The 26133-nt window shown below is 44.9% G+C and carries 22 protein-coding genes; 8 read left to right on the forward strand and 14 right to left on the reverse strand.

The genetic code is table 11. From position 1 onward, the window contains the following. Positions 1-23: 23 nt before the first annotated feature. From K9J17_02095 to K9J17_02105, 3 genes are read left to right on the forward strand one after another with little or no spacing between them, the layout of a single operon-like run. Entirely contained in the window at positions 24-1214 is a 1191-nt protein-coding gene (locus K9J17_02095; protein ID MCF8275498.1) for a hypothetical protein, read from the forward strand. Beyond that, on the forward strand, positions 1214-1774 hold the full coding sequence (locus K9J17_02100; GenBank protein MCF8275499.1) for a HupE/UreJ family protein: 561 nt from the start codon (positions 1214-1216) through the stop codon (positions 1772-1774). The genes K9J17_02095 and K9J17_02100 overlap by 1 nt, the downstream gene beginning before the upstream one ends. Positions 1775-1804: 30 nt before the next feature. Next, positions 1805-4114, forward strand: coding sequence for a M1 family metallopeptidase (locus tag K9J17_02105; protein ID MCF8275500.1), 2310 nt, complete (start codon positions 1805-1807; stop codon positions 4112-4114). Here the strand turns inward: K9J17_02105 and K9J17_02110 are convergent, their stop codons facing one another. Further along, complete coding sequence (locus K9J17_02110; protein ID MCF8275501.1) at positions 4115-5401, reverse strand: type II toxin-antitoxin system HipA family toxin; 1287 nt, start codon at positions 5399-5401, stop codon at positions 4115-4117. It lies immediately after the preceding gene. After that, positions 5395-5715: a helix-turn-helix transcriptional regulator gene (locus K9J17_02115; protein MCF8275502.1), complete on the reverse strand. Its 321-nt coding sequence runs from the start codon at positions 5713-5715 to the stop codon at positions 5395-5397. Before K9J17_02115 ends, K9J17_02110 begins: the two co-directional genes overlap by 7 nt. A gap of 212 nt (positions 5716-5927) precedes the next feature. Between K9J17_02115 and K9J17_02120 the strand changes: the two genes are divergently transcribed. Further along, positions 5928-6371, forward strand: coding sequence for a GreA/GreB family elongation factor (locus tag K9J17_02120; GenBank protein ID MCF8275503.1), 444 nt, complete (start codon positions 5928-5930; stop codon positions 6369-6371). A gap of 111 nt (positions 6372-6482) precedes the next feature. Continuing rightward, the gene (locus tag K9J17_02125) at positions 6483-6857 is read left to right on the forward strand and encodes a hypothetical protein (GenBank protein ID MCF8275504.1); all 375 of its coding nucleotides are present in this window, start codon (positions 6483-6485) and stop codon (positions 6855-6857) included. A gap of 4 nt (positions 6858-6861) precedes the next feature. Here K9J17_02125 and K9J17_02130 read toward each other — a convergent pair whose 3' ends face one another. The 9 genes from K9J17_02130 to K9J17_02170 form a co-directional block, all read right to left on the reverse strand. Next, positions 6862-7464, reverse strand: a complete 603-nt coding sequence (locus K9J17_02130; protein MCF8275505.1) for an HAD-IB family hydrolase — start codon at positions 7462-7464, stop codon at positions 6862-6864. After that, the gene (locus tag K9J17_02135; GenBank protein MCF8275506.1) at positions 7464-8156 is read right to left on the reverse strand and encodes an SDR family NAD(P)-dependent oxidoreductase; all 693 of its coding nucleotides are present in this window, start codon (positions 8154-8156) and stop codon (positions 7464-7466) included. The genes K9J17_02130 and K9J17_02135 overlap by 1 nt, the downstream gene beginning before the upstream one ends. After that, entirely contained in the window at positions 8153-9481 is a 1329-nt protein-coding gene (locus K9J17_02140) for an FAD-binding oxidoreductase (GenBank protein ID MCF8275507.1), read from the reverse strand. Before K9J17_02140 ends, K9J17_02135 begins: the two co-directional genes overlap by 4 nt. Before the next feature lies 1 nt (position 9482). Further along, the gene (locus tag K9J17_02145) at positions 9483-10352 is read right to left on the reverse strand and encodes a UbiA prenyltransferase family protein (GenBank protein MCF8275508.1); all 870 of its coding nucleotides are present in this window, start codon (positions 10350-10352) and stop codon (positions 9483-9485) included. Between the two features lie 49 nt (positions 10353-10401). Continuing rightward, the gene (gene hppD / locus K9J17_02150; protein MCF8275509.1) at positions 10402-11559 is read right to left on the reverse strand and encodes a 4-hydroxyphenylpyruvate dioxygenase; all 1158 of its coding nucleotides are present in this window, start codon (positions 11557-11559) and stop codon (positions 10402-10404) included. 44 nt (positions 11560-11603) lie between these two features. Further along, the gene (locus K9J17_02155) at positions 11604-12029 is read right to left on the reverse strand and encodes a four helix bundle protein (GenBank protein MCF8275510.1); all 426 of its coding nucleotides are present in this window, start codon (positions 12027-12029) and stop codon (positions 11604-11606) included. Between the two features lie 56 nt (positions 12030-12085). Next, positions 12086-12658: a pentapeptide repeat-containing protein gene (locus K9J17_02160; GenBank protein ID MCF8275511.1), complete on the reverse strand. Its 573-nt coding sequence runs from the start codon at positions 12656-12658 to the stop codon at positions 12086-12088. Continuing rightward, positions 12658-13815 carry a homogentisate 1,2-dioxygenase gene (locus K9J17_02165; protein ID MCF8275512.1) on the reverse strand — a complete coding sequence of 386 codons (1158 nt, stop codon included), beginning with the start codon at positions 13813-13815 and terminating at the stop codon, positions 12658-12660. Before K9J17_02165 ends, K9J17_02160 begins: the two co-directional genes overlap by 1 nt. Positions 13816-13906: 91 nt before the next feature. Next, positions 13907-16516: a lamin tail domain-containing protein gene (locus K9J17_02170; protein MCF8275513.1), complete on the reverse strand. Its 2610-nt coding sequence runs from the start codon at positions 16514-16516 to the stop codon at positions 13907-13909. A gap of 83 nt (positions 16517-16599) precedes the next feature. Between K9J17_02170 and K9J17_02175 the strand changes: the two genes are divergently transcribed. From K9J17_02175 to K9J17_02185, 3 genes are all read left to right on the forward strand, one after another. Then, a complete protein-coding gene (locus K9J17_02175; protein MCF8275514.1) occupies positions 16600-17589 on the forward strand; it encodes an aspartate-semialdehyde dehydrogenase in 990 nt (329 codons plus the stop codon). Further along, the gene (locus K9J17_02180) at positions 17546-19222 is read left to right on the forward strand and encodes a hypothetical protein (GenBank protein MCF8275515.1); all 1677 of its coding nucleotides are present in this window, start codon (positions 17546-17548) and stop codon (positions 19220-19222) included. Before K9J17_02175 ends, K9J17_02180 begins: the two co-directional genes overlap by 44 nt. Before the next feature lie 79 nt (positions 19223-19301). Then, complete coding sequence (locus K9J17_02185) at positions 19302-21116, forward strand: T9SS type A sorting domain-containing protein (GenBank protein ID MCF8275516.1); 1815 nt, start codon at positions 19302-19304, stop codon at positions 21114-21116. 421 nt (positions 21117-21537) lie between these two features. Here K9J17_02185 and K9J17_02190 read toward each other — a convergent pair whose 3' ends face one another. The 3 genes from K9J17_02190 to ileS all read right to left on the reverse strand — a co-directional run bounded on the left by K9J17_02190 (position 21538) and on the right by ileS (position 25991). Then, a complete protein-coding gene (locus K9J17_02190) occupies positions 21538-22125 on the reverse strand; it encodes a lipoprotein signal peptidase (GenBank protein MCF8275517.1) in 588 nt (195 codons plus the stop codon). A gap of 63 nt (positions 22126-22188) precedes the next feature. Beyond that, the gene (locus tag K9J17_02195; protein MCF8275518.1) at positions 22189-22566 is read right to left on the reverse strand and encodes a TraR/DksA C4-type zinc finger protein; all 378 of its coding nucleotides are present in this window, start codon (positions 22564-22566) and stop codon (positions 22189-22191) included. A 17-nt stretch (positions 22567-22583) separates the two neighbouring features. Then, the gene (gene ileS / locus K9J17_02200; protein MCF8275519.1) at positions 22584-25991 is read right to left on the reverse strand and encodes an isoleucine--tRNA ligase; all 3408 of its coding nucleotides are present in this window, start codon (positions 25989-25991) and stop codon (positions 22584-22586) included. Between the last annotated feature and the right edge of the window lie 142 nt (positions 25992-26133).

A 26133-nucleotide genomic window follows, 5' to 3' on the forward strand; every position in this document is an offset into this window, starting at 1 on the left:
TTTCATTGCAAAGCAATAATTTCATGACCAGAATCACCACGTTTTTCCTTTTCTCAATTTTCTTGTTTCTGAATGTGTCTGCACAAGAAACACTGAAGGTCAATTCCTTTAAAACAATTCCGGAGCAATGGCTTTTGCTTACAAAAGACCACCATTTTATTGCCGATAACGACAGTTTGAATGAAGAGTTGGTTGACTTGGTTTCAGCCTTTTCGGTGGATAGTGTACTACCTTCAAAAAGCCAGCGTCATAGGGTGGCTGCTGCGGGTTGGGTCATCAGCATTTTCGGCTACAAATGGAAAGCCTTGGATATGACCAAACAGAAGTTTGTGGGAACGGAAAGGGACGGCATTCGGGTTCCCGGCCACGGCCCTCGCTTCACGGAGTATGACGTCAATTTCAACCTCATTCCGCGCATCAAAAAGTACATCGACCTTACGTGGGTCGGCATTAAGCAGCAGCGCGACAAGAACCGGTTCAATCGCATCAAGAACTTTGATGAGGCGCCTTGGATCTATCCCGAAACGCTGGAGAACATCAAGCGTTACCGAATGCATTGCGAGATTACTCCGCCTCAAGGGTTTTTGGGAATGATCAATGAAAAGTTTTATCCCGTGATGCAACCTAATTCATCGAAAGAACATCCGAATATCGGCACCGATCAAGCCACATTTGGAATGTATGGAGCATACGTAGCTGATTATAATCACACAGGCCATCCCGAAATTCATCCATACGAATGGCTGTGGTGGTACGACACGCATCCTGACCGTTTGAATGAGAAAAGTCAGACTTGGTTTTTTGGATATATGAAGGAAGCCAGCAACCGATTCCGTGGTTGGTATAAGAAAAAGGAGCCAAGAGTTGGGCAAATTTCCGTACCCTTTGTCTTTGATTTGAAAAACGACACTCTAAAGATTACACTAGAACATTTGGTTCATGACCTGTTTAATGCTGAAGGATTGACTAAGCTTGAAGGAGTGCCTGAAAGCGCTTCAGACCTGTACTTTTCTATCAAGGAATTTACTTTTGAAAATGGCGAGTTGAAAGAAAAGGTTATTCAGTACACCACGTCAAATCCAATCCGTAGAGAAGGAATGAAAACATGGTTTTCGGAACTCAATTTGGATAAAGAAGCTAACCTACTTTCAGGCTACTTGAACTTTGGAGTTTCGGTAGATCAGCTTTACAGCGCGAAGCTTTCGTTCGAATAGTGCTGGTAACTTATCTACAACTCGGCTTTGAGCACATAACCGACCTGCGGGGATATGATCATATGCTCTTCCTTTTGGCGTTGTGTGCGGCCTATCAGTATTTCGAATGGAAAAAGATTCTCGTGCTTGTCACGGCTTTTACGGTAGGGCATTCGGTAACGCTCGCCTTGGCTGTTCTCAACATCATTCCTGTAAATGCTGCATGGATTGAGTTTCTCATTCCTGTTACGATTGCGGCAACGGCAGCCAAAAACCTCATAGCCAAGCAGGAAAAAGCTGCCATGGCCACATATCTTATGGCGCTCGGTTTCGGTCTCATACACGGAATGGGCTTTTCAAACTATCTCCGTTCGCTTTTGGGTAATGAATTGCTGATGCCACTTTTTGCCTTCAACATAGGCATTGAGCTGGGTCAATTGCTGGTGGTTTCCATCATTTTCCTCGTGCAATTTGCGCTCGAAAAGACAATAAGTGTTAAACACCACCATTGGAACGTATTGATTTCCATAGTCTCGGGAGGCATTTCCTTACTTTTGGCCGCCCAGCGAATTCCGCTATAAGTGAATTCTGTAAGCTCTATTCAAAACCGTATGAAACGAATTTTCATTTTTCTTTTTCTTCTTTCTCCATTTTTCCTCTTCTCACAGGAGAACAACAGCGCGAGCAAGTTTGCACAACTAGGACAAGAATTACCGACACCGAATGTTTATCGAACAGCAAGTGGCGCTCCTGGGCATGAGTATTATCAGCAGCAGGTAGATTATGACATGGACATTGAATTGGACGATGCCACACAGCGTTTGTACGGCACCAGCACCATCACGTACTGGAATAATTCTCCAGACGAACTGACCTATCTGTGGCTGCAATTGGATCAAAATATGCGTGCAAAAGACAGCGACACAAAAAAGATCAGCACCGCATCAATGAAGGATAAAATGGGATTTGGTGACCTCGCCAGATTGCACAATGATTTCGATGGCGGCTTTAAGATGGAATTTGTGAAAGACGCTGCTGGAAGCGAGCTTCCTTACACAATTGTGAACACTATGATGCGAATTGACCTTCCGAAACCGTTGAAGGCAAAAGGCAAGACAACCGTTAAACTGAAGTGGTGGTACAACATCAACGACCGCATGGAAATTGGTGGACGTTCTGGCTATGAGTTTTTCCCAGAAGATGGAAATTACCTCTACACGATTGCGCAGTTTTTCCCACGACTTTGCGTGTACAACGAAGTAGAAGGCTGGCAGCACAAGCAGTTTTTGGGAAGCGGTGAGTTTGCGCTTCCTTTCGGTGATTACAAGGTGAATATCACTGTTCCTGCCGATCACATTGTAGGAGCAACAGGCTTCTGTCAAAACTACAGCCAGGTGTTGACAGCAACGCAAATGGAGAAGTTCAATCAAGCGAAAACTGCCACCGAACCGGTAATTATCGTTACGCAGAAAGACGCGGAAGAGAACGAGAAGGAAGGAACGAAAGAGAAGAAAACATGGACGTATAAAGCCACAAATGTTCGAGATTTCGCTTTTGCGTCTTCACGTAAGTTCATTTGGGATGCCATGGGAGTTGATATCGCTGGTAAAAAGGTGATGGCCATGAGTTATTATCCGAAGGAAGGAAATCCGCTTTGGGAGCAATATTCTACAAGAGTTGTAGCGCACACACTCAGAACCTACAGCAAATACACCATCGATTATCCTTATCCAGTGGCGATTTCGGTTCATGCAGACCAGATTGGAATGGAGTATCCGATGATCTGTTTCAACTTCGGAAGACCCGAGAAAGATGGAACCTACACCGACAACACCAAGAATCGAATGATCGGTGTGATCACGCACGAAGTAGGTCATAACTTCTTCCCGATGATCATCAATTCGGACGAGCGCCAATGGACATGGATGGACGAAGGCTTGAATTCGTTTGTGGAATATCTTACCGAAATTGAATGGGACAAGGATTTCCCAGCACGTAGAGGCCCAGCACCGAATATTGTCGATTACATGAAAGGCGATAAGAATGGAATGGTGCCGATCATGACCAATAGCGAAAGCATTCTTCAGTTCGGGAATAACGCTTACGGAAAGCCAGCTACCGCTTTGAATATTCTTCGTGAGACCGTTCTTGGCCGTGAATTGTTCGATTATGCTTTCAAGGAATATGCAAGACGTTGGGCGTTCAAACACCCATCACCAGCAGACCTTTTTCGCACAATGGAAGATGCTTCGGGCGTTGATCTCGATTGGTTCTGGAGAGGTTGGTTCTATACTACCGATCATGTAGACCAAAGTTTGGATGCGGTGAAATGGTATAAGCCTGACACACAGAATCCAAGCGTTGAGAAGCCTATCGCCAAGAAGAAAGATGAGGCTAAAGAGCAATATATTAGCGATATCCGCAACAAGGATGCCTATAAAAGCGTGGTGGAAAAAGACGCGAAAGCACGCGATTTCTACAATAATGAGTATGACCCGTTCAAATGGACGATTCTTGACAGTGAAGATTACGACCGCTACGTGGCTCGGTTGGATGATGAGGAAAAGGCGCTCGTCAACTCAAATCTGAATTATTACCAGATTGATATTTCATCTCCAGGTGAATTGCTGATGCCTGTAATTCTTGAATTGGAATTCACTGACGGAACGAAGGAAACACACCGAATTCCTGCCGAGATCTGGAAGACCAACGATAAGAATGTGAGCAAGGTTTTCTTCTCGGAGAAAGAACTCGTTCGTGTGGTGCTTGACCCAACTTTGGAAACAGCAGATATCGATAGAAGCAATAACTATTGGCCGCCAAAGCAAGAGCCAACACGATTTGAGCTTTTCAAAGGCAGCGATCGCCCTTCGGAGAATCCAATGCAACGGGCCAAACGTGCTGCCGCAAAGGGTAAGTAATTAGGGGTTGATCAAGTTACCGATGGCGGAAGCCTGATTTTCTGGAATTCCTGCTTGTTCTGCAAATCCGTTCCACTTGGCCGCGGCTTCGTGAACAGCCGATATGATCTCCAGCGGTTTCTTGATGTTCATTTCGCTGGCCACTTTCAATAGGTCTCCTCGATAGATGTTCTCGCGTTTTCCGTTCACGGCCATTTGATGCTGTTTTAGCCAACGATTTTCCGGATGGTAAGCGTAGGTCACATCATACGCTGGCGAAAGCCGCCATTCGCCACGCTTGTCCATCAGGAATGAAATGTTCTTCGTGTGGTCATCACAATTAAAAGAGATGACGTTGAACGCCATTCTACGGAACAATTCTTCTGCATCAGGATAGGGCAATCGTAGCTGTCGCATTACCTGAAATGCCTGTTCGTATGAATACACATTGGGCATATTGTAATCGAAATGCGCGATGCCGCACAGCGTCTGCATGTGTAGTTTTTCGTTACCTACGCGGTCAAATCGTTTCGTCATAAAATGTGCTCGACCATGTTCTTCAAGCAATCGGCATTCCATCATCTTGATGCCACTTTCTTTTGCCATGAGGTGATACGCAAATTCAATGCGTCCGTAACCTTGCGGGTCGCCTAATAGATCATTGTTCACACCATCGAATTTGATGATCCAATAATCGAAGCCTTCGGAATGCTGCGCCTGACCAGAACGAACATCTCCCGTTTCTGGATTGAAAGCAATCACGGCCTTTGCGCGTGCACCGCCAGCGGAAGTTCCTACACGGATAATGTCTTCGATGCCGTGATTTTCTGGCTTCTCCAAATTGGTTTCGAGGGAATTCCGTTGATGAAGGATGTCGCTTGCCAATCGCACCAGTTCGTCTACTTGAAGCGGTTCTGAAGGTTTATCGTAACGCGCTAAAGATGGCTTGAACTCCAATGCGCCCATTCCGCGCGCACCGATGTAGCACAGCTTTTCTATCGGGTTCATGCTTTGAACCGTGCGACCTTTTCGGGCCAACCATTCTTCAATCAGTCGGTTACCGAACTTATCGGGAAGACTATCGGCCAAAAGCCCAGGCAAACCCTGGAATGTTTCGGTATTGAGCCTAGGGAATGAGAAGATTCGCTTACCGTTCTGTGCCTCAGCCAAAGGCATTTTTAGCGGGGAAATGTCGAGATCCAATTTCAGGAAATCGGGCTCGAATTCGAAAACACCATGATTGGTGAGTTCATTCCATGCCACGGCTCCAACACGGATACCCCAAAGATTTACCTCGGCTACTACCATTCTGAAGTTCCTTTATCGGAGGTATGACGTTTGCCTGAAGCGCGGTAGCGTTGAGGTTTTTGTTCCTTCAATAATTGAAGCGGACTGATTTCTGGCGTTACCTGTTGAAATGTCTCAAGCAGGTCCAATCGGTTCAGCGCACGAAGCAATTGCACCAAGGTGAGCAGCGAAATAGCTTGCCCTTTTTCGATGCGACTGATGGTGGCACGACCTAGCCCCGAACGCTCCGCGAGTTGTTCTTGCGTGATGTTTTGGTTGAGACGTAGTTGGCGCAACTGTGAACAGATGTGGTTCACAATAGCATTGTCACTCATCGATGACCAATCATTTATGTGCTTATTTTGATACATAAAGGCTGTTTTTGGTGATTAACGCATCTAATTTGAAACAAAGATATATTAATTTATCTGTGTGTCAATAACATCACGATAAAGCCTATTAGCGACAATAAAGTATCATAAACGTCACAAAAAGAACAAAAGATTCCTTTCGACATGAAAAACTGCAAAGCGATTAACTTCGGTGCGTGAAACAGGGAATCTACAATCGTTGTTGGGAAATAGCTTCTGAAAAGGCGAACTCCTTGGAAGCGGAAATGGCATCCATGCGCCAAGCCGTGCAGACAGAAAGCAAAAGCACTGCTGGAGATAAGCACGAAACGGGTCGTGCTATGATTCATTTGGAACAGGAAAAACTGCACCAGCAATTAGCAGAAGCACAGCAATTGCTTGCGGAACTCGAACAGATAAAACCAGATCAACCTTGCGAAACCGTTCAGAAAGGAGCGTTAGTGAAAACCAATCGCACCACATTTTATATTGCTATAGGTTTGGGTAAGATCAACACGGACGAAAAGGACATTTTCGTGGTTTCTTCGCAATCGCCCATCGGAAAACAGATGTTGGGAAAACGTTTGGGAGAAAGCTTCAACATGAATGGAACGGAATATGTAATCACTTCTGTAGAATAAATGAAAACGGGCTTCCTTTCCATAATGTTTCTGTTGTTCTCTGCGCACGAGTTCCACCTGTCATTAACGGAAATCAATCATAATTCGGATAAAAAATCACTAGAAATCGCAGTGAAATTATTTACCGATGATCTGACGATTGCATTGAAACAAGCTGGCGCTCCGGCCAAGATGGAGCTGGGAACAGAGGCAGAACCACCTCAAGCCAATGAGTTGATTGAGAATTACCTGAAGCAGCATTTTCAACTAACAGTAAACGGGAAACAAGCAGTGATCCTTTACCTCGGTAAAGAAGCCGAATTGGACGCCACTTGGTGCTATTTGGAAGTTAAGAACGTAGCAAAAGTCGAGTCGTTAGAAGTACAGAATTCGTGCATGATTGAGGCATTTGATGATGAGACCAACATGATCAACCTCAACATCAACGGGCGGAAGAAAAGTGGGCTCGCAAGAAAAGGAAGCACGAAGTTGAAATTCGAGTTTTAAGCAATCAATCTTCAAACTCCCGGAAGTGCGGATGCGTGGCAATGGCAAGCATTTGATTGTCGCCATGATCGTTTCCGTAAGCATAGACTTCCGAATATGTTTCCAGTTCCAAGTGCTGCTTGATTCGATTCACTTTTTCTTTCCCTCGGCAGTTAGGTTTTGAAAGCTGTCCAGTGTAAACACCGTTTTTCAATTCCATTTCCGTGCAGAGTATTTCCAAACCCATTTCTCTGGCCCAATCACCAAGCCAAGCATCGCAACTGGCCGTTACCACAATAATTCGGTGACCATTTTCTTTGTGCCATTCGACCTTTTCAATTGCCTTTGGGAATAGGATTGTGGGAATCACTTCTTTGGTGAATCGCTTTCGTGCATCTGTCATCTGAGCTTCAGTCCAACCCTTATAGAAACCTCTTAATGCTTTCACTTTGGTGAAGTGGCTTTTCACCAGCCCCAATTTCCAACCAGCAAACGTTGCAAACCCCATCACCATTCGGAACATGAAAACAGGCGTTCCATGTGTGAATTTCATAAAAGCCACGAACGAATCTTTGCGCGAAATGGTACCGTCAAAATCGAACAACGCAAGTGTTTTGCTTTCGCTCATCACAGGCTCATTTTCTTAAATATGAACTCGGGGATATTTCGAATAATGAGCATGATCCATCGCCACATCCACAGTACATAAATGGTGTTCTTGTGAGATTTGTAGCCTCTAAAAATGGCCTTGGCTACTTGCTCAGGCGAAGCCGTAACAATTCCCGGTGTTGGCTTGTGTGCCTTCATTTTGGTATCCACGTAACCGGGTTTCACCGTCATGACATGCACGCCTTTATCTGCCAAATAATTCCGAAGTCCGTCCAAATAAGCGGTCACACCAGCCTTGGCGCTTCCGTAAACGTAGTTTGAACCTCGTCCGCGCTCGCCCGCAACGGACGAAATACCGATGATGGTTCCTGTACCACGTTCAGCCATGGCTTTGCTCAGGTGCCCAAGAATGGAAACCACTCCTGAATAGTTGACCAACGTGCTTTGCAGTGATTCTTGAGGCGAATTGAACGATTCATCACCTTCAATCAATGAACCAAATGCGACAACAACCACATCCGGAATCGTCTTCAGGTTTTTCACGAATGCGAGGTGCGAGTCAAAATCGATTGCATCAAAGGCCAATTCAGATTCATTCGTGGGTTTGCGAACAGCCAACATTAAATCAAAACCATTTGCTTTGAACTCGGCAGCAATTGCCTTGGCCATATCGCTGTTAGCACCTAAAATCAGTATTGTTTTGTTGCTCATGTAATTCCTAATCTGTCGGATTGTAAAGAACGGAATTTGCCATTCGGGTCTATTTCTGATAACAATTGCTTGAACTGCGGGAGTTTCGGATAACTCGATTCAAAGAATTCCCGCTTCATTCGTGAATCCTTCGCTAGGTAGGAACGGCCGTTCATGTCCATCACCATATCGTCCAGTCGGTTCATCAATTCAAGCGACTTCCTATTTATAGGAAAGTCAAGCGCCAGTTGCAGTCCTCGTTTTGGGAATGAAAGCCAACCTTCGTTCTGTTCCCCGAAGAGTTTGAGCACAGCCAAAAACGAGCTCTCTCCCGACTTCACGATCTCCTGCATGATGCGGTTCATTCCTTCTCGAGCCCCTTCCATCGGTATCACAAATTGGTACTGGGCAAAGCCGTTTGAGCCATAGAGTCGGTTCCACTTGTTGGCAATGTCCAAGGGATAGAAATAAGGCTCAAAACCAACAATGGCTGTGCTGTCTTTCCTTCGAACCTTGCCATAATACAAGGCATTGAAGGCCTTCACGGTCCATTTATTCAAAGTCCAATTCGGAAGGTTGAATGGGAGCCCAATGATCGGGCTGGGAGTTTTATAACGGGATAGATCATCCGCGACCTCTGCCTTGTTTGCGTGTTCTCCGAGATACAGAAGTGATCGCCCGAGGTTCTTGCCACTCGTTCCGCAATCGATCCAAGCCACTGAATAGGTGTAGTTTTCGTGTTCTAGCAAATTCGTGATAACCTTATCCAGATTTTCGCACTTAATGGTGCGGTTCACAATTTTGGATGTTTCAATCTTCTTCAGTTGAAATGATGCTTCAAGGATGAAGCCAGTCAAACCCATTCCGCCACAGGTCGCCCAGAAAAGTTCGGGATTCTCGGTTCGGCTGCATTTCTTCACCGAGCCATCGGCCATCATCAAATTGAACCACAGCAAATGCTGCGAAAAACATCCATCAACATGATGATTCTTGCCATGAATATCAGCGGCAATGGCGCCTCCGACCGTGATGAATTTAGTGCCTGGAGTAACCGGCAGAAAATAACCTCTCGGCACAATCTCATCCAAAATTACATTCAGCATTTTGCCCGACTGGCACGTGTATATGCCGTTCTCAGAATCAAAGATCAGCGTTTGGTTAAGTTTTGCGGATTCTAGAATTGTGGAACTCAGCGATGAATCGCCATAGCTCCTACCAGCGCCTCTTGGGATGTGAATGCCAACGGATTTTTGGAGGCTTCTGACCTCATTTTCTGAGTCTGGTTTTTCTACTTCGGCTTTCGTTTTTGGGAAATTTCCCCAACCGGCCATTTCACGCTTCATCATTTTAGAAATAGAGGAGGTAACCAAAAGCGAGCAACCACAAAAGCACGATGAGTCCGGTCGGTCGGTCTTTCAAAAGAATGAGCGTTGGGCTGCCCGTATTTTCGTAAACCAAGGCCAATTGCAGGTAGCGCATCACTCCAAGAAAAACGAATAGCGAGGTCACATAAACATATGGGCTTCCAACTCTGGCAACAACATCTGTAGAAAGCGTGTACATTATATACGCAACGATGGTGATCGCACTGAGCATCACTGTCATCACATTCACAAATTCCAAGGTGTAGCCACGAACGGCTTTCCGAACTTCAGTGCCTTCATTTTTAAGAATGAGCAGGTCATCTCTGCGTTTTCCTAACGCTAGCAACATGGCCAAAAGGAATGCCATGATATACATCCAATTTGAAATTGGAATATTAGCAATTACACCTCCTGCAAATAAGCGAATTAGGAAGCCAAGCGAAATAATAGTGATGTCGATGAGAGCAAATTGCTTGAGCCAAAGGGTGTAGAACATGTTCTGAATAAGATACAAGGCACAGGCACAGAAGAATAGTTGTCCGATGAAATGCGCACCGATCAAAGAGCCAGTGGCCAAGATTACTGCTAGCACGTACGCGTTCGAAACGCTGATTGCTCCGGATGCAATGGGGCGATGTTGTTTTTCCTTGTGAAGACGATCGGATTCCACATCCTTCAGGTCGTTAATGATATAGACCGAAGACGCTAGAAGCGAAAAGCACAGAAAACCCAAACTGAGTCCAATGGCAGAATCTCCATTCAGCGCCTGACCGAAAAATGCTGGCAAAAAGATGAAGAGATTCTTCACCCACTGATGCACACGCATCGTCCTTAATAGATTGCTGACGGACATGGCTGCAATTTACGCCATTATCCAAGCATGAAAACCGCGAAGTATCGCCTTATAACGTTCCTCTAGCTTCCTGTTCTCTTTCAATACTTTCGAAAAGGGCTTTGAAGTTTCCTGCTCCGAAGCCACGTGCGCCCATTCGTTGAATGATTTCGAAGAAAAGTGTAGGTCGGTCTTCCACTGGTTTGGTGAAAATCTGAAGCAGGTAACCTTCTTCATCCGCATCAATCATGATACCGAGTTTAGCTAGTTCGCCAATGTCTTCCTTCATCATTTTCATGTGCACTCCCAAGCGTTCTGGAATTGCATCGTAATAAGATTGTGGCGGAGTGGAAAGGAATTCGATTCCACGGCTTCTCAAATCGGCTACCGTTTTCAGAATATCATCTGTTGCAACTGCTATGTGCTGCACGCCTGAGCTTTCATAGAAATCCAAATACTCTTCAATCTGTGATTTCTTTTTGCCTTCAGCAGGTTCGTTAATTGGGAATTTGATACGGCCGTTTCCGTTGCTCATCACCTTGCTCATGAGCGCTGAATACTCAGTATGAATCTGCTTGTCATCGAATGATAGGAAGTTCACAAAACCCATCACGTCCTCATACCATTTCACCCACGTGTTCATCTCGCCCCAACCAACATTTCCAACCATGTGGTCGATGAACTTCAAACCCGTTGGTGCTGGATTGTAATCAGATTTCCACTCACGGTAGCCCGGAAGAAACGCGCCATTGTAGTTCTTTCGTTCCACAAACATGTGAATAGTCTCTCCATACGTGTAGACACCCGCACGAACCACTTCACCATATTCGTCCTTTTCTACTTTAGGCTCCATATAACTTTTCGCTCCGCGAGAAGTTGTTTCTTCCCAAGCTTTGTGAGCGTCATCTACCCAAAGAGCAATTACTTTCACGCCATCGCCATGCTTTTTCACATGCTCGCCAATTGGAGATTCGCTGTTCAGCGCAGTGGTCAACACCAATCGAATCTTATCCTGCTTGAGCACATACGAAGCGCGGTCTTTCACACCCGTTTCCAATCCAGCGTAAGCCAAACTCTGGAAACCGAAAGCGGTCTTGTAAAAATGAGCCGCTTGCTTAGCATTGCCCACATAAAACTCAACGTAATCTGTTCCAAGAAGTGGAAGGAAATCCTGCGCTCCTTCAAAGATCTTCTCCAATCCGTACTCCACATTTTTTATCTCTGACATTTCTTTTCAATTAGTGCAATGAGCGAATGAGTGTAATCTGCGAATTACGACTTTCGCTGTTTGCTCGTTTGTATAATCTTATTTAAAATTTTTAGGATTGGTTGTAGTTGTTCTGTAAGCTCAGAGGTATTTGGGTAGTTTTCCGATGCTTGACACAACAACAGCCAATATTCCGTTTCGTCTGCTTCTTTAAGCGCAAGTTTAATTTTATGAATGAAATCTGCACGACTTTCAGCATTCTGCGCTTCCCTAACATTGGCCCCAATCGAAGGTCCCGACCTTAGAACCTGGTTTCCGATGGCGAATTTTCGTTGTTCCTGAAGTGTTTCTGCAAAGGCAACGATGGACACAGCAAAATCAAATGTTTTAACAACTATCGGGTTTTGAGAATATCGAACGCTACTTGAATATCGAGGCTGATTCTCCTCAGCCGTCAAATGTTCACCCGTATATTCATCCAACCAATTCATTTCATTCGCTTATTACTCTCATTGCCCGTATTCGCACATTATTCAGATTATCCGAGTCACTCAATCACCAAATTGTACTTCGTCAACAATCCCCTTAATCCGTCTTGCGAAAATCGAGCTTTGGCAACTCGATTGTTCTCAAGGTTGATGTTGTGATTCTCGGATGTTCTAAAATCGACCATTTCTAGATTTGTGTTTTCGAATACCGACCCGCTAAGGTCGCAATTCGAAAAGTCTGAACCAGAAAGATCTGCTTCGGTAAAATCAACGTCTTTCAAGGAGCAGTTCTTGAAAAGCGTTTTTGGCAATTTAAGCTGATAAAAGGTCGAGTAGTCTATTTGGCATCCCTCAAAGCGGAACTCCAAAAGGAATTTGTTACAACTTTCGAATTTGACTCCGAGCAATTTCGAATCTTTGAAAAACGCTTGCTTAAAGGATGTGTTCGCGATTTTGGCTGAACTGAAGTTGCATGCTTCAAACTCGCATTCGGAGAATGATGTGTCCGTTAGATCAACGCCAGAAAAAGAACAGTTTTTGAATTGGCAGTTCTCAAAATCTACTCCTTTCGTAGCTTTTTGTTTGAAGTCAACTGCACGGAACAGCTCGTCACAGATCAGCGTTTTTTCCATTACTCTACCCAGCTGTTCCAGTATTTTCCGTCATCAATTTTCAAGGCCTCTTCGGTTACCATCAGCGGCTTGAAAGTATCGACCATTACGGCCAACTCGTCTGTTTCCTTTTTGCCAATGCTTCGCTCCATTGCACCAGGATGCGGACCATGCGGAATTCCTGCCGGATGGACTGAAATGTGTCCGGGACCAATGTCGTTTCGGCTCATGAAGTCACCATCAACGTAATAAAGGACTTCATCGCTATCGATGTTACTATGATTATATGGCGCTGGAATTGCTTCTGGGTGATAATCGTACAATCTTGGCACGAACGAGCACACTACGAATGCATCGGTTTCAAAGGTCTGATGAACCGGTGGCGGCTGATGCACGCGTCCAGTTATCGGTTCAAAATCGTGGATGCTGAAGGCATACGGATAATTGTAACCATCCCATCCAACCACATCGAAAGGATGCGTGGCATACACCATTTCGTGCATCATTCCTTGTTTTTTCACCTTCATAAGAAAGTCGCCTTTCTCATCATGTGTTTCCAAATCGGAAGGCCTGCGGATGTCACGCTCGCAGAAAGGAGAATGTTCAAGCAACTGCCCAAACCAATTCCTGTATCGTTTTGGCGTGTACATCGGTCGGTGGCTTTCCACAATGAATAGTCGATTATCTTCCGAATCGAACTCAATCTGGTAAATCATTCCACGCGGAATGAGCAGGTAATCGCCATAAGAAAACGTGAGATTTCCGACCAACGTGCGCAGCGTTCCTGATCCTTTATGGATGAAGATCATCTCATCCGCATCGGCATTCTTATAGAAGTATTCAGTCAGGCTCTTTCGCGGAGCGGCCAATACAATCGTGCAATCTGAATTGGTGAGAATCGCCTTACGACTGTCTAGATAATCATCTTCAGGAGTGGTTTTGAAACCATGCAAACGCAATGAGCGCATGTTGTGCTCTAAGGCAATTTTCGGTTTTACCGAATACGGTTTCTTAATGCTTTTTACTTGAGTTGGCCGATGAAGGTGGTAGAGCAAGCTCGACATACCATCAAAGCCAACAGTTCCGAATAACTGTTCGTACTGATGCTCACCATTGTCGTTTTTGAACACGGTGTGCCGCTTGTGCGGTACCTTTCCTAATTGATGATAGATTGGCATTTGGCGCGCTTAATATGCTTCAAAACTAAGCATTCGGAGGCGGTGCTTGAAATGACCGTTGTCAGCCGTGCGTTGATGTAAAAATCGCTACCTAAAGTTTGCCTCCGAGAACGGTGCTCAACTTATAGGTGTTCGAATTTCCGCTGGTGCTGAAGGCTTCAAAAAGAATGACGTACATCCCGATTCTAGCCTTTTCGCCTTTGTCCGTGGTGCCATCCCACGTGAACGTACCAGAAGTTGCCAGCAGCTCGTTGGAAGCTAACTTACGAGTAGGTCGACCGTTTGAATCATAGATATGGATAGTTCCAACAAAACCCGGAGAGGTAAAACTATAGTTGATATTCAGCACATCATTGTAACCATCATTATCGGGCGAAAAGATCTCGGGATCCATGCTTACTTCACCATCAGCTCCAGATGTTGGATAGTATTGAGAATTTTCAAGCCCGGGAGTACCGAAGCCCACTGTTTGTGCTGCCGAATGCCAATTTCCCATATCGTTCACTGGCCGATTCACATCCAAGCGTTCTAACGAAACGCCATCAACCGAACTGAGTAACGGAAAGTGCATTTCTTCGGTGTAAGAGAATGACTCTGATACAATCGAATCGATGTTCAACAGATAAACTGTTCCAGAATCGTTGTTGTACGAAGGCATGTCTGCCTCAATAAAATTGTTGAGCCCGTGCTGAATGTAATTTGTCATCACATCCGTGGTGTCTTCCGTTATTAAGACAAATCCACCGGGCTCCACAGCGTAGTTTTCCTGCGTGATTATTCGATGACCGCTAATGCCGTCTTCCGTATCAAAACTGGCCAAAAGCCAACCTCTCAGGTTTAATGGCCGATCTGTTACGTTAACTATTTCAACATAGTCAGAACCGCCAGTGTAAGGGTTGAAAAGCACTTCATTGATCACAAAATCGCCAGAATTGGCGTTGTACGGAAGCAAGAAGGTTTCTACTGAATCGGCTTCTTGAATATTCCCCTCGCAATCGGCAATGCCAGAAACCGTCAGCGTATAAACAACACCGGTATCTATTGGAGCGGAAAGTGTGACAAGAATGGCGCTGTTGCTAGGCGCGATGGCCGAACCAGCGGTTACGTTAATGCTTGGCTCAATGTGGATGTTAGCTGCTGAAATGCCCCCAGAATTTAAGGCTTCGTTGAAGTTCAATTGCAGGCTTTGAGCCCCAAGAATTCCGATGCTTAGCAACGATGGACCAACGGTATCCGGTGTGTCATCGAAAACAGAGTTTTGTGTGGCTGGCGTTCCTCCAAGAGGATGCTCGGAACCGCTCCAGTTGCTTGGATTACTGCAAGCGGCAAACGGGTTTATTTGTTCGAGAGAATAACCACCATCTTCCTTGTTTGGGTCGCGATACCAGCTGAGGTCATATTGAATCTGATCAATTGTTATCTCATTGGCATCTTGCAAAATGATGTCATCGCCAGTGTTGTTCAATGAAGGGAAAGACGTGACCAGCACTACATTCGGATAAAATGCAAACAGTGGAGCGCTTGCACTAGCGACAAGCAGGGCATAATCGCCTGGTCCAATAATGTGCGGGCCGACTGTTCCAAACCCTGTTGCATCTCCCAGTTTCCATCCTGCAAGGTCGATGTAATTGCTGCTCGCGTTAAAAAGCTCTACATATTCGGCATCTGCCAAACCAACAAATGGCGTTGGATCGCACATGAATTCATTGATCACTACATCCCTAAAACCCGCGGGGGAAGGAATTACATACACAAACGATTCTGTTATGGTGATAATGGTGTTTCCTGAAAGATCCTGAATGTTCGAAACGGTGAGGCCATAAGTGGTTCCGTTTGTAAAACTTGAACCAAACGTCAGATGCACTATCGCAGAATTGACACCATCCATAACTGCGCTAGTAGGAGACCCCAGCCCACCATCTGCTAAATAGTTAGCGGAGTTTTGGGCTGAGCTAACATTTATAGGCTCGCTGAACAGTATATCAATTTCAGAGGCAGAAAGGACGGATAAGGAAGTAATGGTCGGAGCTTCGCTATCAATGAATGGAGTTCCGGTAACGTTGAAATCATCGAAGTAGAATTTATCTGATCGAGTGCTTGTGTATTTGCAATAAACACCAGCATATAAGCTTTGAAAATAGGTTGTGTCGTTGGCCGTTCCCAAAGAAACGAATGAAGTTCCACCTGAGGTGTCCACGAATAATTCCCAGTCAGAATTAGCGTTGCGCGTAACCTTGATTCTAGAATTTACTGGATCGGTATTTACCAAGCCATCCGTGGAAGTGATGAGCTGAATGGTTGAAGATCCATCTTGCCGATATAGACTTATCCTGTCTTCTGTTTCGCCACCAATTCGAACGAAATATCCATTCAGGTTGCCTCGGAGATTTGCGTTATTCGAAACAAGATAAACTCGCGCCAAGTTGCTCGAAGAAGGATTGAATTCTAAGCCCACCGAAAACTCCCAAGAAGCATCGTCAATTGCCTGACTAGCAACAGATAAATATGATGTGTCGGATTGAACCGGAGCATTCAGATGAAGCTTTTGATTACCGTCAACCTCAAAATTAGTGGTCTCTCCTCCCCAGGTTGGATTTGCTGTAAAATCCCCGTCAGAAAAATCATCCGAAAACTGCCCAAAGCTCCAAGAGGGAATCAATACAAGCAGACAACCAAAAAAACGGCACAAATGAGCAGACATGGACGACAATTTCACCCGAAGGCAAGGAGGGTAAATATAGTACTTTTGGTTCCCGATCAAGTTTAACCTTTTGTTAGATAATCATGAGAATTGCCGTTGTTGGAGCAACAGGTCTTGTTGGCCGAGAAATGCTGACCGTTTTAGAAGAAAGAAATGTGAACGTAACGGAGCTTTTGCCTGTTGCATCTGAAAGTTCTATTGGCAAAACAGTCCTTTTTAAAGGCAAGCAAGTAAAGGTGATCGGAATTCGACAAGCAATTTCACTTAGGCCTGATTTTGCTCTTTTTTCAGCAGGAGGTAGCACTTCCTTGGAGTGGGCTCCAAAATTCGCGGAGGCAGGCACTACCGTCATCGACAACTCGTCTGCTTGGAGAATGGACCCGAATGTACCGCTGGTTGTTCCTGAAGTTAATTTGGCATCTATTGAGTCGGGCTCCAAGATCATTGCTAATCCCAATTGTTCTACCATACAATTAGTGGTGGCATTGGCGCCCTTGCATCACGCCTTCGGTTTGAAGAGAGTTGTGATAAGCACCTATCAATCAGTCAGCGGAACAGGAAAAGCTGCGGTCCAGCAGTTAGAAGAAGAGGAAAGTGGGTTAGAAGCTTCTGCGCCTGCTTACAATTACCCGATTCATCGGAACTGCATTCCACACTGCGATGTTTTTTTGGAGAACGGTTACACCAAAGAGGAAATGAAATTGGTGCATGAATCGCGCAAGATCTTAGGTCTTCCCGATTTGCGGGTAACGGCTACTGCCGTTCGTGTTCCAGTAAATGGTGGTCATTCGGAATCCGTTAACGTGACCTTTGAAAAACCAGCAAGCGTTGCTGAAATACGCGAAATATTATCTCAAGCTGATGGTGTTGTTCTTCAAGACAACCCCGCAACAAACACTTATCCAATGCCCATCAAGGCTCACCAAAAAGATGAGGTGTTTGTAGGAAGAATCCGAAAAGATGAAAGTGAGGATAACGCATTCAATCTTTGGATCGTTGCTGACAACCTTAGAAAGGGTGCCGCCACGAATGCGGTTCAAATTCTGGAAAAACTATCCGAAAGATCCAAATAATGTGATGAAGCGACTGGTCGCTATAATATTGGTCATTGTAAGTTTAAGCGCATCTGCGCAAGCACCTTTTTGGTATCCAGATAATTTGCATTGGTCAAATGAAGCTGAAATAGGAATGTATCCGTGCATGGATACAATGAAGGTCTTCGGCTTCAAATACATCGCTGATATTGGTTTGATCCTCCCTTCTTGGAGACCTGTTGCTAATCACGATTCGGTGACTGTTCTCGAGGGACAGATCATGCCGATTGATGGTCATGAAGCGTATAAGTTTGGAGTACCCCATGTCAGTTTTGAAGACCTTCCTCTTTTTCATTATACACATGACTTTTCGTTCAATGTTTTTCCTGACAGAGACTATCGAAATGTGCTTTCACGCTACATTCAACTATCTAAGGATGATGATGGAAACGAAATCAGAGACACCATTGTCCGCGATTGGGTTCATTGCGAATGGGAGAGTGGGTTAGCAGCAGGAAACAGAGGAAATAAATACGCGGATGTTTGTCGAGCAGGTGGAAGTGCGGGTTTTTCTACGGCTGGTCATGAGCGCTATGACATTATTTGGAATTGGCCAACTGCTGGAGATTGGGTTCATGTCGAAGGGCTTTGGATTTGGGACCGAGGACATCCACCAGCGAAAACTGAAATCCATCCGATGCGTTTCATGGCCACTAGGAGGAACCTACCAGATAAAATCCTTTCGGAAAAAGGAGACAGTGTATTTGCTACCCGAGTTGACCTTTATGCCAGCGGTGATGGAAGCGCATTTTACAATAACCAAGACACGAATACTTGGACTCGCTCGGTAAAAATGAGTTCGAAAGACTATATTTTCCTTGTGAAACATACGCTGCCAAGACCATCATCGAACGCAGTAATGAAATGGCAGCTGATGACCCAAAAAGGGAATACGTTCAGCGAGGAAATACATATCAAATTGATTCTAAAGGGGGATACAGGCTTTGCTCAGGTCAGTATACCTTGGAAATCAAATGGAGTCAGTGACACTGCCGTTCTCGGCCAAACGCTTTTTCTGTATTGGGATGAAGGAAACGGGGTTCCTGAAACCTACCGCATTCATTCGTACAAAGTGAATCTTGAAAAGCTTAAGATCAGGCGACTATCGGAGATTTTCTTCCTCACTCCAGCGGAACTTAGAATGTTTGCTGACGTTGGTGGACAGTATATATTTCTGAATGAGCATGTTAGTGAAGCAAAAGACATCCTCCGAAAGGGGATTGGAAGGACAATTAAAAAGAATTGGAAAATTAATAAATCATTCATGGTGCATGTTCCCGAAGACCGCCAGTTTAGAGTGTACGTTGGAGGTTGGGAGGCAGATGGTACAGATAAGGTTTTAGGACATATTGTAGATCAAAACGCCCCGTGTTCTTCGGCACTTAAGAATCGAATCAATGACCTCATGTTAGACCCGACTCCTGTTGGATATGGCGGCTGTGAGGATGATAACATGGGAGAGTCCATTGTTTTTCACTCGCCTTTATCTCTGCAGCAAAAGGAACATTTTATGTCATCTGGAGACGGCAATCCATACAAGGAAAACTGCCCTTTAGGACATCGAACACCTGTTGATTTTCACAGGTTGGAATATTCAATTACTGAGAAATAGCAATTGTCTCATTCCGTTGTGCTTATGTTGTCTTCTGGATTTATTTTTAACTTAGCACCTCTTTGAATAAAATTTAGCCATGAAGAAATCAATATTAATAACATTTGGATTGCTTGGATGCGTTTTTGCAAGCACGTTTGGGCAGGGATTGGTTAGCTCTTCAACTCTTCAGGTTGAGAGTGGTGCTGTTCTGTACGTGAAGGGTGACATGAAAAATAATGCCGGAGGAACGGTGTCGAATGCTGGGGAGATTAGAATAAGTGGGAATTTTGACAATTCAGGCACGAGTACGATTAACTCCTTGGTTGTGCTAGACGGAACGGGAAACCAATCAGTTTCGGGCACTACCGATTTTCGTGATGTTTTGCAGGTAAGCAAGACAGGTGGTGTTGCTACAGTTTCAAGTGGAACAACTAAAGTGCACGGAATTCTACGTCTTGACGAAGGGCAAATGAATGCAAATGGTAATTTGGTTATAGCTTCTACAGCGTCTGGTACTGGTTTGGTTGATGACTTTTCAGACTTATCTTATGATGGTCAATTAATTGGAAACCTTCGGGTTCAAAGACTCATTCAAGGAGTGGAGGGATTTCATTATGTTGGAACCCCGGTCAACACCGCGAACGTTGCGGAACTCTCTGAAATTGGTTTGTATGGACCAGATGGAGGTCAGATAATCCCGCAATCGAATTGTGATCCGCTCAACATAGATATAGGTTCACCTTATGGCGCAATGATGGAATGGAGGGAGAACGGCCCTTGGTTGGTTGCTGGCTGTCAACAATCTGGGTGGTTTGTGCGAAGTTCTGGAACGATGACCAATGGAAGGGGGTACGGAATCATAACAGGTGGAGGGTTTACGGTTGAAATCGGCGGGGCTGTTGGAAACACAGCTGAAACGCCTTCTCAAGCATCTTCGGTATCGTATAATGGTCTTGCAAACACTAATGCAACGGGAAATGGTTGGCACATGGTGAGTAACCCGTTCCCCTCGCCAATACAGTGGTACGCTGCCCCTGTTGGTTTTGATGGCCAAGCCCAAAAGTGGATAACTTCTGGTTCATATTCTGGAACATATCAGGCAATTTTACCGAGTGGTTCTCCAGGGGCTTCAATGCTTGGTTCGATGCAGGGGTTCTTCATTCGTGCTCAAGGTGGGCCGGTCAACTTTGCATTAGATCAGAGCTACCGAAGATTAGGAGATCCAGTTTTCTATAAAGAAGAGTTGTCCAACACCTTTGACATTGTGGTTCGGACAGCTGGTTTTGCTGATAAAACTAGAGTTCGATTTGGTGATTTAGATGAATCCAATGATTTCGATCCGATGCTTGATGCTAATAAGTTGAAGGCTCGAGGAGCACAACCGACTCTTCAAACCCGCATTGGAGATGTTGACTACTCCATTAATTCCTTACCGATTGAGGGTCATCCAATGACAATTCCGATGGATTTGTTTCCTGGAGTGAGCGGAGATTTCACCTTTACAGCAGAGTATCTTGATCAATTTACAGTTGAAGCTCACGTTTATTTGGAGGATTTGAAGGAGGGAGTGATTCAAGAGCTTACCGTCAACCCATTGTATGCATTTACCGCAGATGAATCAGATGATCCAGAGCGGTTTTTGCTACACTTCAGGTTGAATGGTGAAGATCCATTGTACACCGGAGATGATATGATGATGTACGCAAATGATCATACAGCCTATGTATTTCTTCCTGAATTTGAAGGAAAAGCAAGTCTTGAGGTGTTCAATGCTCTAGGCGAAGTGGTTTATCAAACCTCTACCTTGTATGAGGGAAAAAATTCGTTTGACCTTAACTTTTTGGCTACTGGACCATACATCATGAGAGTCCTTGTTGATGGTAAACCAACAACCAAGAAGGTCGTTCTGTAAGAAGGACAATTATATTACTAAACTGAAAAACCACGGACTAGTTCGTGGTTTTTCTTTTTATAATAGCCCTATGGATATTGGTTCGGGACATTGGATTTTTGCTGGACTGTTTGCCTTCAGTTTTGTAGTTGCTACCGTTTACGCCTACCGGGATGACCTCAAGCGAACACCAAGTTTGTTTCAAGGTTCGTGGAAGTTTTTACTGGGCGTGGTGCTGGTAGTAATGATTTTGATTGTAGTCAAAATCTTATTCCGGTTTAGTCATTGAAGGACAGGCCTGCCAGAACAGACTCAGACAGTTCTTGGTTTGGCCGTATTTGAAAACCCTCAGTGGCATTATAAATAAATAGGCAACCGACCAAGCCCGTGACGGATGTTTCGGAAGAGTCTGATGCGGTTGCTAAACCGTGAAAGAGATGCGTTAACCGAAAAATGATTTTTGAAATAAGATTATCAGTCCCATTCCAACCGTAATAGCAGAATCAGCTACATTGAAAATTGCATTGAAGAACAAGAAGTGTTGGTCTCCAATAATTGGCAACCAAGATGGAAATTGCCCTTCGAATAACGGAAAGTAGAACATGTCGACCACACGACCGTGCAGCATGCCTGCGTAGCCTCCGTCAGCAGGGAAAAGACTAGCCACGTGTCCGTAACTGTCCGAAAATATGAGGCCATAAAAAGTACTATCTATGATGTTTCCGAGTGCCCCTGCGAAGACCAGCGACAGAGAAATCACAACAATTGGAGAAGCATCTTTCTTGCAAACCTTGTACAAGTAATAGCCAATTCCTGCAACAGCAAGAATTCTAAAAATGCTCAGGGCCAGTTTCCCATATTCACCTCCGAATTCCATTCCGAAGGCCATTCCAACATTTTCAGTGAAATGTAGTATGAACCAATCTGCAATGTGGTGCTCTTGACCGAGGGTCATTGTGGTTTTGACCCAGATCTTGGAACCTTGATCCAAGGCCAAGACGCTTAAGATTATTGCTATTGCCTTTTTCAATTTGGTTTAAACTAAAAGAGGCCAAAAAACTGGCCCCTTCATGTAACTGTTTTAACAAAAAAATTATCCTTGTGCGTTTTTAGCCTCAATGCTCAAGGTGGCATGTGGAACGATTCTAAGTCTTTCCTTCGCAATCAACTTACCAGTAGCACGGCAGATACCATACGTTCCGTTGGATATTCTGATCAAGGCATTTTCAAGGCTTTGAACGAATTTTTGCTGGCGCGAAGCAAGTTGGTTTATCTCTTCCCGCGAAAGAACCTCAGAGCCCTCATCCATCAACTTAAACGTTGGCGATGTATCGTCTGTACCATGATCGTCTTTATGCGAAAGCTGATCAACCAATAGCTGAAGGTCTTCTTTGGCCTTTTCCAGTTTATCGTTGATTATTGTTTTGAACTCTTCCAGTTCGTCTTTAGAATATCTTGTTTTCTCTGCCATAATTCTGTCTTTACTCGTTAATTCAATGTACTAATATTTATCTGTGTTTTTAATTCCCCGATCAATTCTACTTCAACAGATTCAGGAGAAGAAAGAACAGGAACCAGGTCCAACGATTCCGCAAGGGTTTCTGCGCAAATATATTTAAGATTGTTAGTTACCGCCTTGTTAATTGCACCGTCTTCAAGAATGGCGATTCGGATGTGGTCCGTAACCTCAAATCCTTTGTCTTTTCGCAGGTTTTGAATACGATTTATCAGCTCACGCGCTAAGCCTTCTTCTTCTAAAGCTTCGGTGAGGGTTAAATCCAATGCAACCGTTATTCCCCCTTCAGAAGCAACGGCCCAACCAGGAATATCTTTGGATGTAATTTCCACATCTTCCAAGGTCAATGAAATAGAACCACCATAAACGGTAATTGTATGGTTTCCTGTAGCCTCCAAGGCACTGATATCCTCCTGATTCATATTGCCAACCTCAGTAGCAATTTGCTTCATCTGCTTGCCGTACTTCGGGCCAAGTGTCTTAAAATTGGCTTTGATGGTCTTTTCAATTACCCCCGCGGTTTCCTTCAAATACTCCAACTCTTTTACGTTGACCTCGGAAAGAATCAGGCTTTCAACAGCACGTAACTGACGCTCAAACTTTTCGTCCAAAATAGGAATCATGGCTTTGGCCAACGGCTGACGCACACGATGCTTTTCCTTTTTGCGAATGCTTAGAATAAGTGAAGTGACTTTCTGAGCGATTTTCATGCGTTCTTCCAGATCAATGTCAATCGCAGAGGCGTTTGAAACAGGCATCTCCGAAAGGTGAACAGACTGCGAAACGTCTCTTCCGGTGACCGCATTCAGATCTAGGAACAGTTTCTCCGCATAGAACGGGGCAATCGGGCTCATTAGCTTCGCAACCACATCTAAACACGTATAAAGCGTTTGATAAGCAGATGATTTGTCTTTGGATTGCTCTCCTTTCCAGAATCTTCTTCGGCAAAGTCGTACGTACCAATTGCTCAGATCTTCATTTACGAAGTCTTGAATGACGCGACCGGCCTTTTTGGGCTCGAAAGCAAGGTAATGCTCGTCAACCTCAGCAATCAGCGAATTGAGTTTTGAAATAACCCAACGATCAATTTCTGGTCGTTCTTCAATTGGAACTTCTACTTCGCTGAAATCATAGCCATCAATGTTGGCATACAGCGCATAGAAACCGTAGGTATTGTAAAGCGTGCCGAAGAACTTGCGTTGAACTTCTGCAATGCCCTCAAGATCGAATTTAAGATTGTCCCAAGGTTCTGCGTTGGTGATCATGTACCAGCGCGTAGCATCTGGTCCATATTTGGTCAACGTTTCAAATGGATCTACAGCGTTGCCCAATCGCTTAGACATCTTCTGTCCATTCTTATCGAGGACAAGTCCATTGGAAACCACATTTTTGAACGCTACAGAATCGAAACACATCGTTCCTATAGCGTGTAGCGTAAAGAACCAACCGCGTGTTTGATCTACGCCTTCAGCGATGAAATCGGCAGGGAAATAACTTTTCTCGTCAATCAGTTCCTTGTTCTCAAATGGATAATGCAACTGCGCATAAGGCATTGCGCCCGAATCGAACCAGACATCAATCAGATCCATTTCACGATTCATAGGCTTGCCCGAATCGGAAAACAACACAATCTCATCCATGTACGGACGGTGCAGGTCGAAGAAACTGTAGTTTGCTTTATCCATGTTGCCAGAAGCAAAATCGGCCAACGGATTTGACGCCATTACACCAGCGGCAACCGCTTTCTCGCATTCTGCTTTCAGTTCTTCAACCGAACCAATGCACTTTCGTTCAGTTTTATCTTCTGTTGACCAGATCGGCAATGGAATTCCCCAGAAACGTGAACGCGAAAGGTTCCAATCCTGAAGATTTTCCAGCCAATTTCCGAAACGGCCTGTTCCGGTGCTTTCCGGTTTCCAGTTGATGGTCTTGTTCAGTTCAATCAAACGGTCTTTAGCTGCTGTGGTTTTAATGAACCACGAATCCAAGGGATAGTACAGAATCGGTTTGTCCGTTCTCCAGCAATGCGGATAACTGTGCTCGTATTTCTCTACTCGGAAGGCTTTGTTCTCTTCCTTGAGTTTGATGGCAATCCGCTCATCTACCGAAAGGTAATTATCGCGGCCTTGCTTCTTGGCCTGCTCCGCAATCTCTTCTTCCGTGTAATACTCAGCCTTCACGTATTCGCCAGCAAAGTCAGTTACTTCCGGGCGGAAACGACCTTGAAGATCTACCAACGGAACTTGGTTTCCTTCGCCATCATCAACCAGCATGGCTCCCATTCCAGCAATCTTGGCAACGCGTGCATCATCTGCACCGAAGGTTGGCGCAATATGAACGATTCCCGTACCGTCTTCGGTAGAAACGAAATCACCCGCAATTACCTTGAATCCTTCGCCATCTGGCTGCGCGTATCGCATCAGTTGCTCATAAGCAGTTCCGACCAATTCAGCGCCTTTGAATGTTGCTACAACCTGAAACGGGATGTGCTTATCGCCAGCGTTGTAATCTTCGAACGATAACTCAGCATTTTCTGGTTTGAACCATTTTCCTACCAGCTCCTTTGCCATAATGACAACGGTTGGCTCAAACGTGTACTGATTGAATGACTTTACGGCCACGTAATCAATCTTTTCTCCAACCGCCAAAGCCGTGTTTGAAGGAAGCGTCCAAGGCGTAGTCGTCCAAGCAACGAAGTAGGCTTTGCCTCCTAACTTTTCATCCAACGATTGTGCACGGAACTGCGCCACCACAGTCGTGTCCTTCACATCACGGTAAGTTCCCGGTTGATTGAGTTCGTGCGAGCTCAACCCCGTTCCTGCCTTTGGCGAATAGGGCTGAATGGTGTAGCCTTTGTAAAGAAGGCCTTTATCGTAAAGGTTCTTTAAAAGCCACCAAACAGACTCAATGTATTTGTTGTCGTAGGTAACGTACGGATGTTCCATATCCACCCAATACCCGATCTTGCGGGTTAGGTCGTTCCAAACGTCTGTGTACTTCATTACCGCCTTGCGGCAGGCATCGTTGTACTCAGCAATGGTGATGGTCTTACCGATGTCTTCCTTCGTAATTCCCAGTTCCTTCTCTACACCAAGTTCTATGGGAAGTCCGTGCGTATCCCAACCAGCCTTTCGCTTTACTTGGTAGCCTTTCAGCGTACGGTAGCGGCAGAAAATATCCTTGATGGTTCGGGCCATGACGTGATGAATGCCGGGCATTCCGTTGGCCGATGGCGGCCCTTCGTAAAACACGAATGGCTCGTTACCTTCTCGCGTTTCGATACTCTTCCTGAATATGTCGTTCTGTTCCCAGAACGCAAGTATCTCGTCTGCCACCTCTGGCAGGTTCAATTGCTTGTATTCCGTGTACTTTTTCGCCATCGTTTTTTCCAAAAGGAGCGCGAAGATACAAAAGCCTATTTGTTCAGAAACCTAATGACTTTTGGCATTAGGATAAATTAGGAATCATTTGTGCTAGAACGGGAGGAAAGTCGGGGAAACCCAAATCAATTCAGGTAAATTA

The organism is Flavobacteriales bacterium (assembly GCA_021739695.1).
Classification (GTDB): domain Bacteria; phylum Bacteroidota; class Bacteroidia; order UBA10329; family UBA10329; genus UBA10329.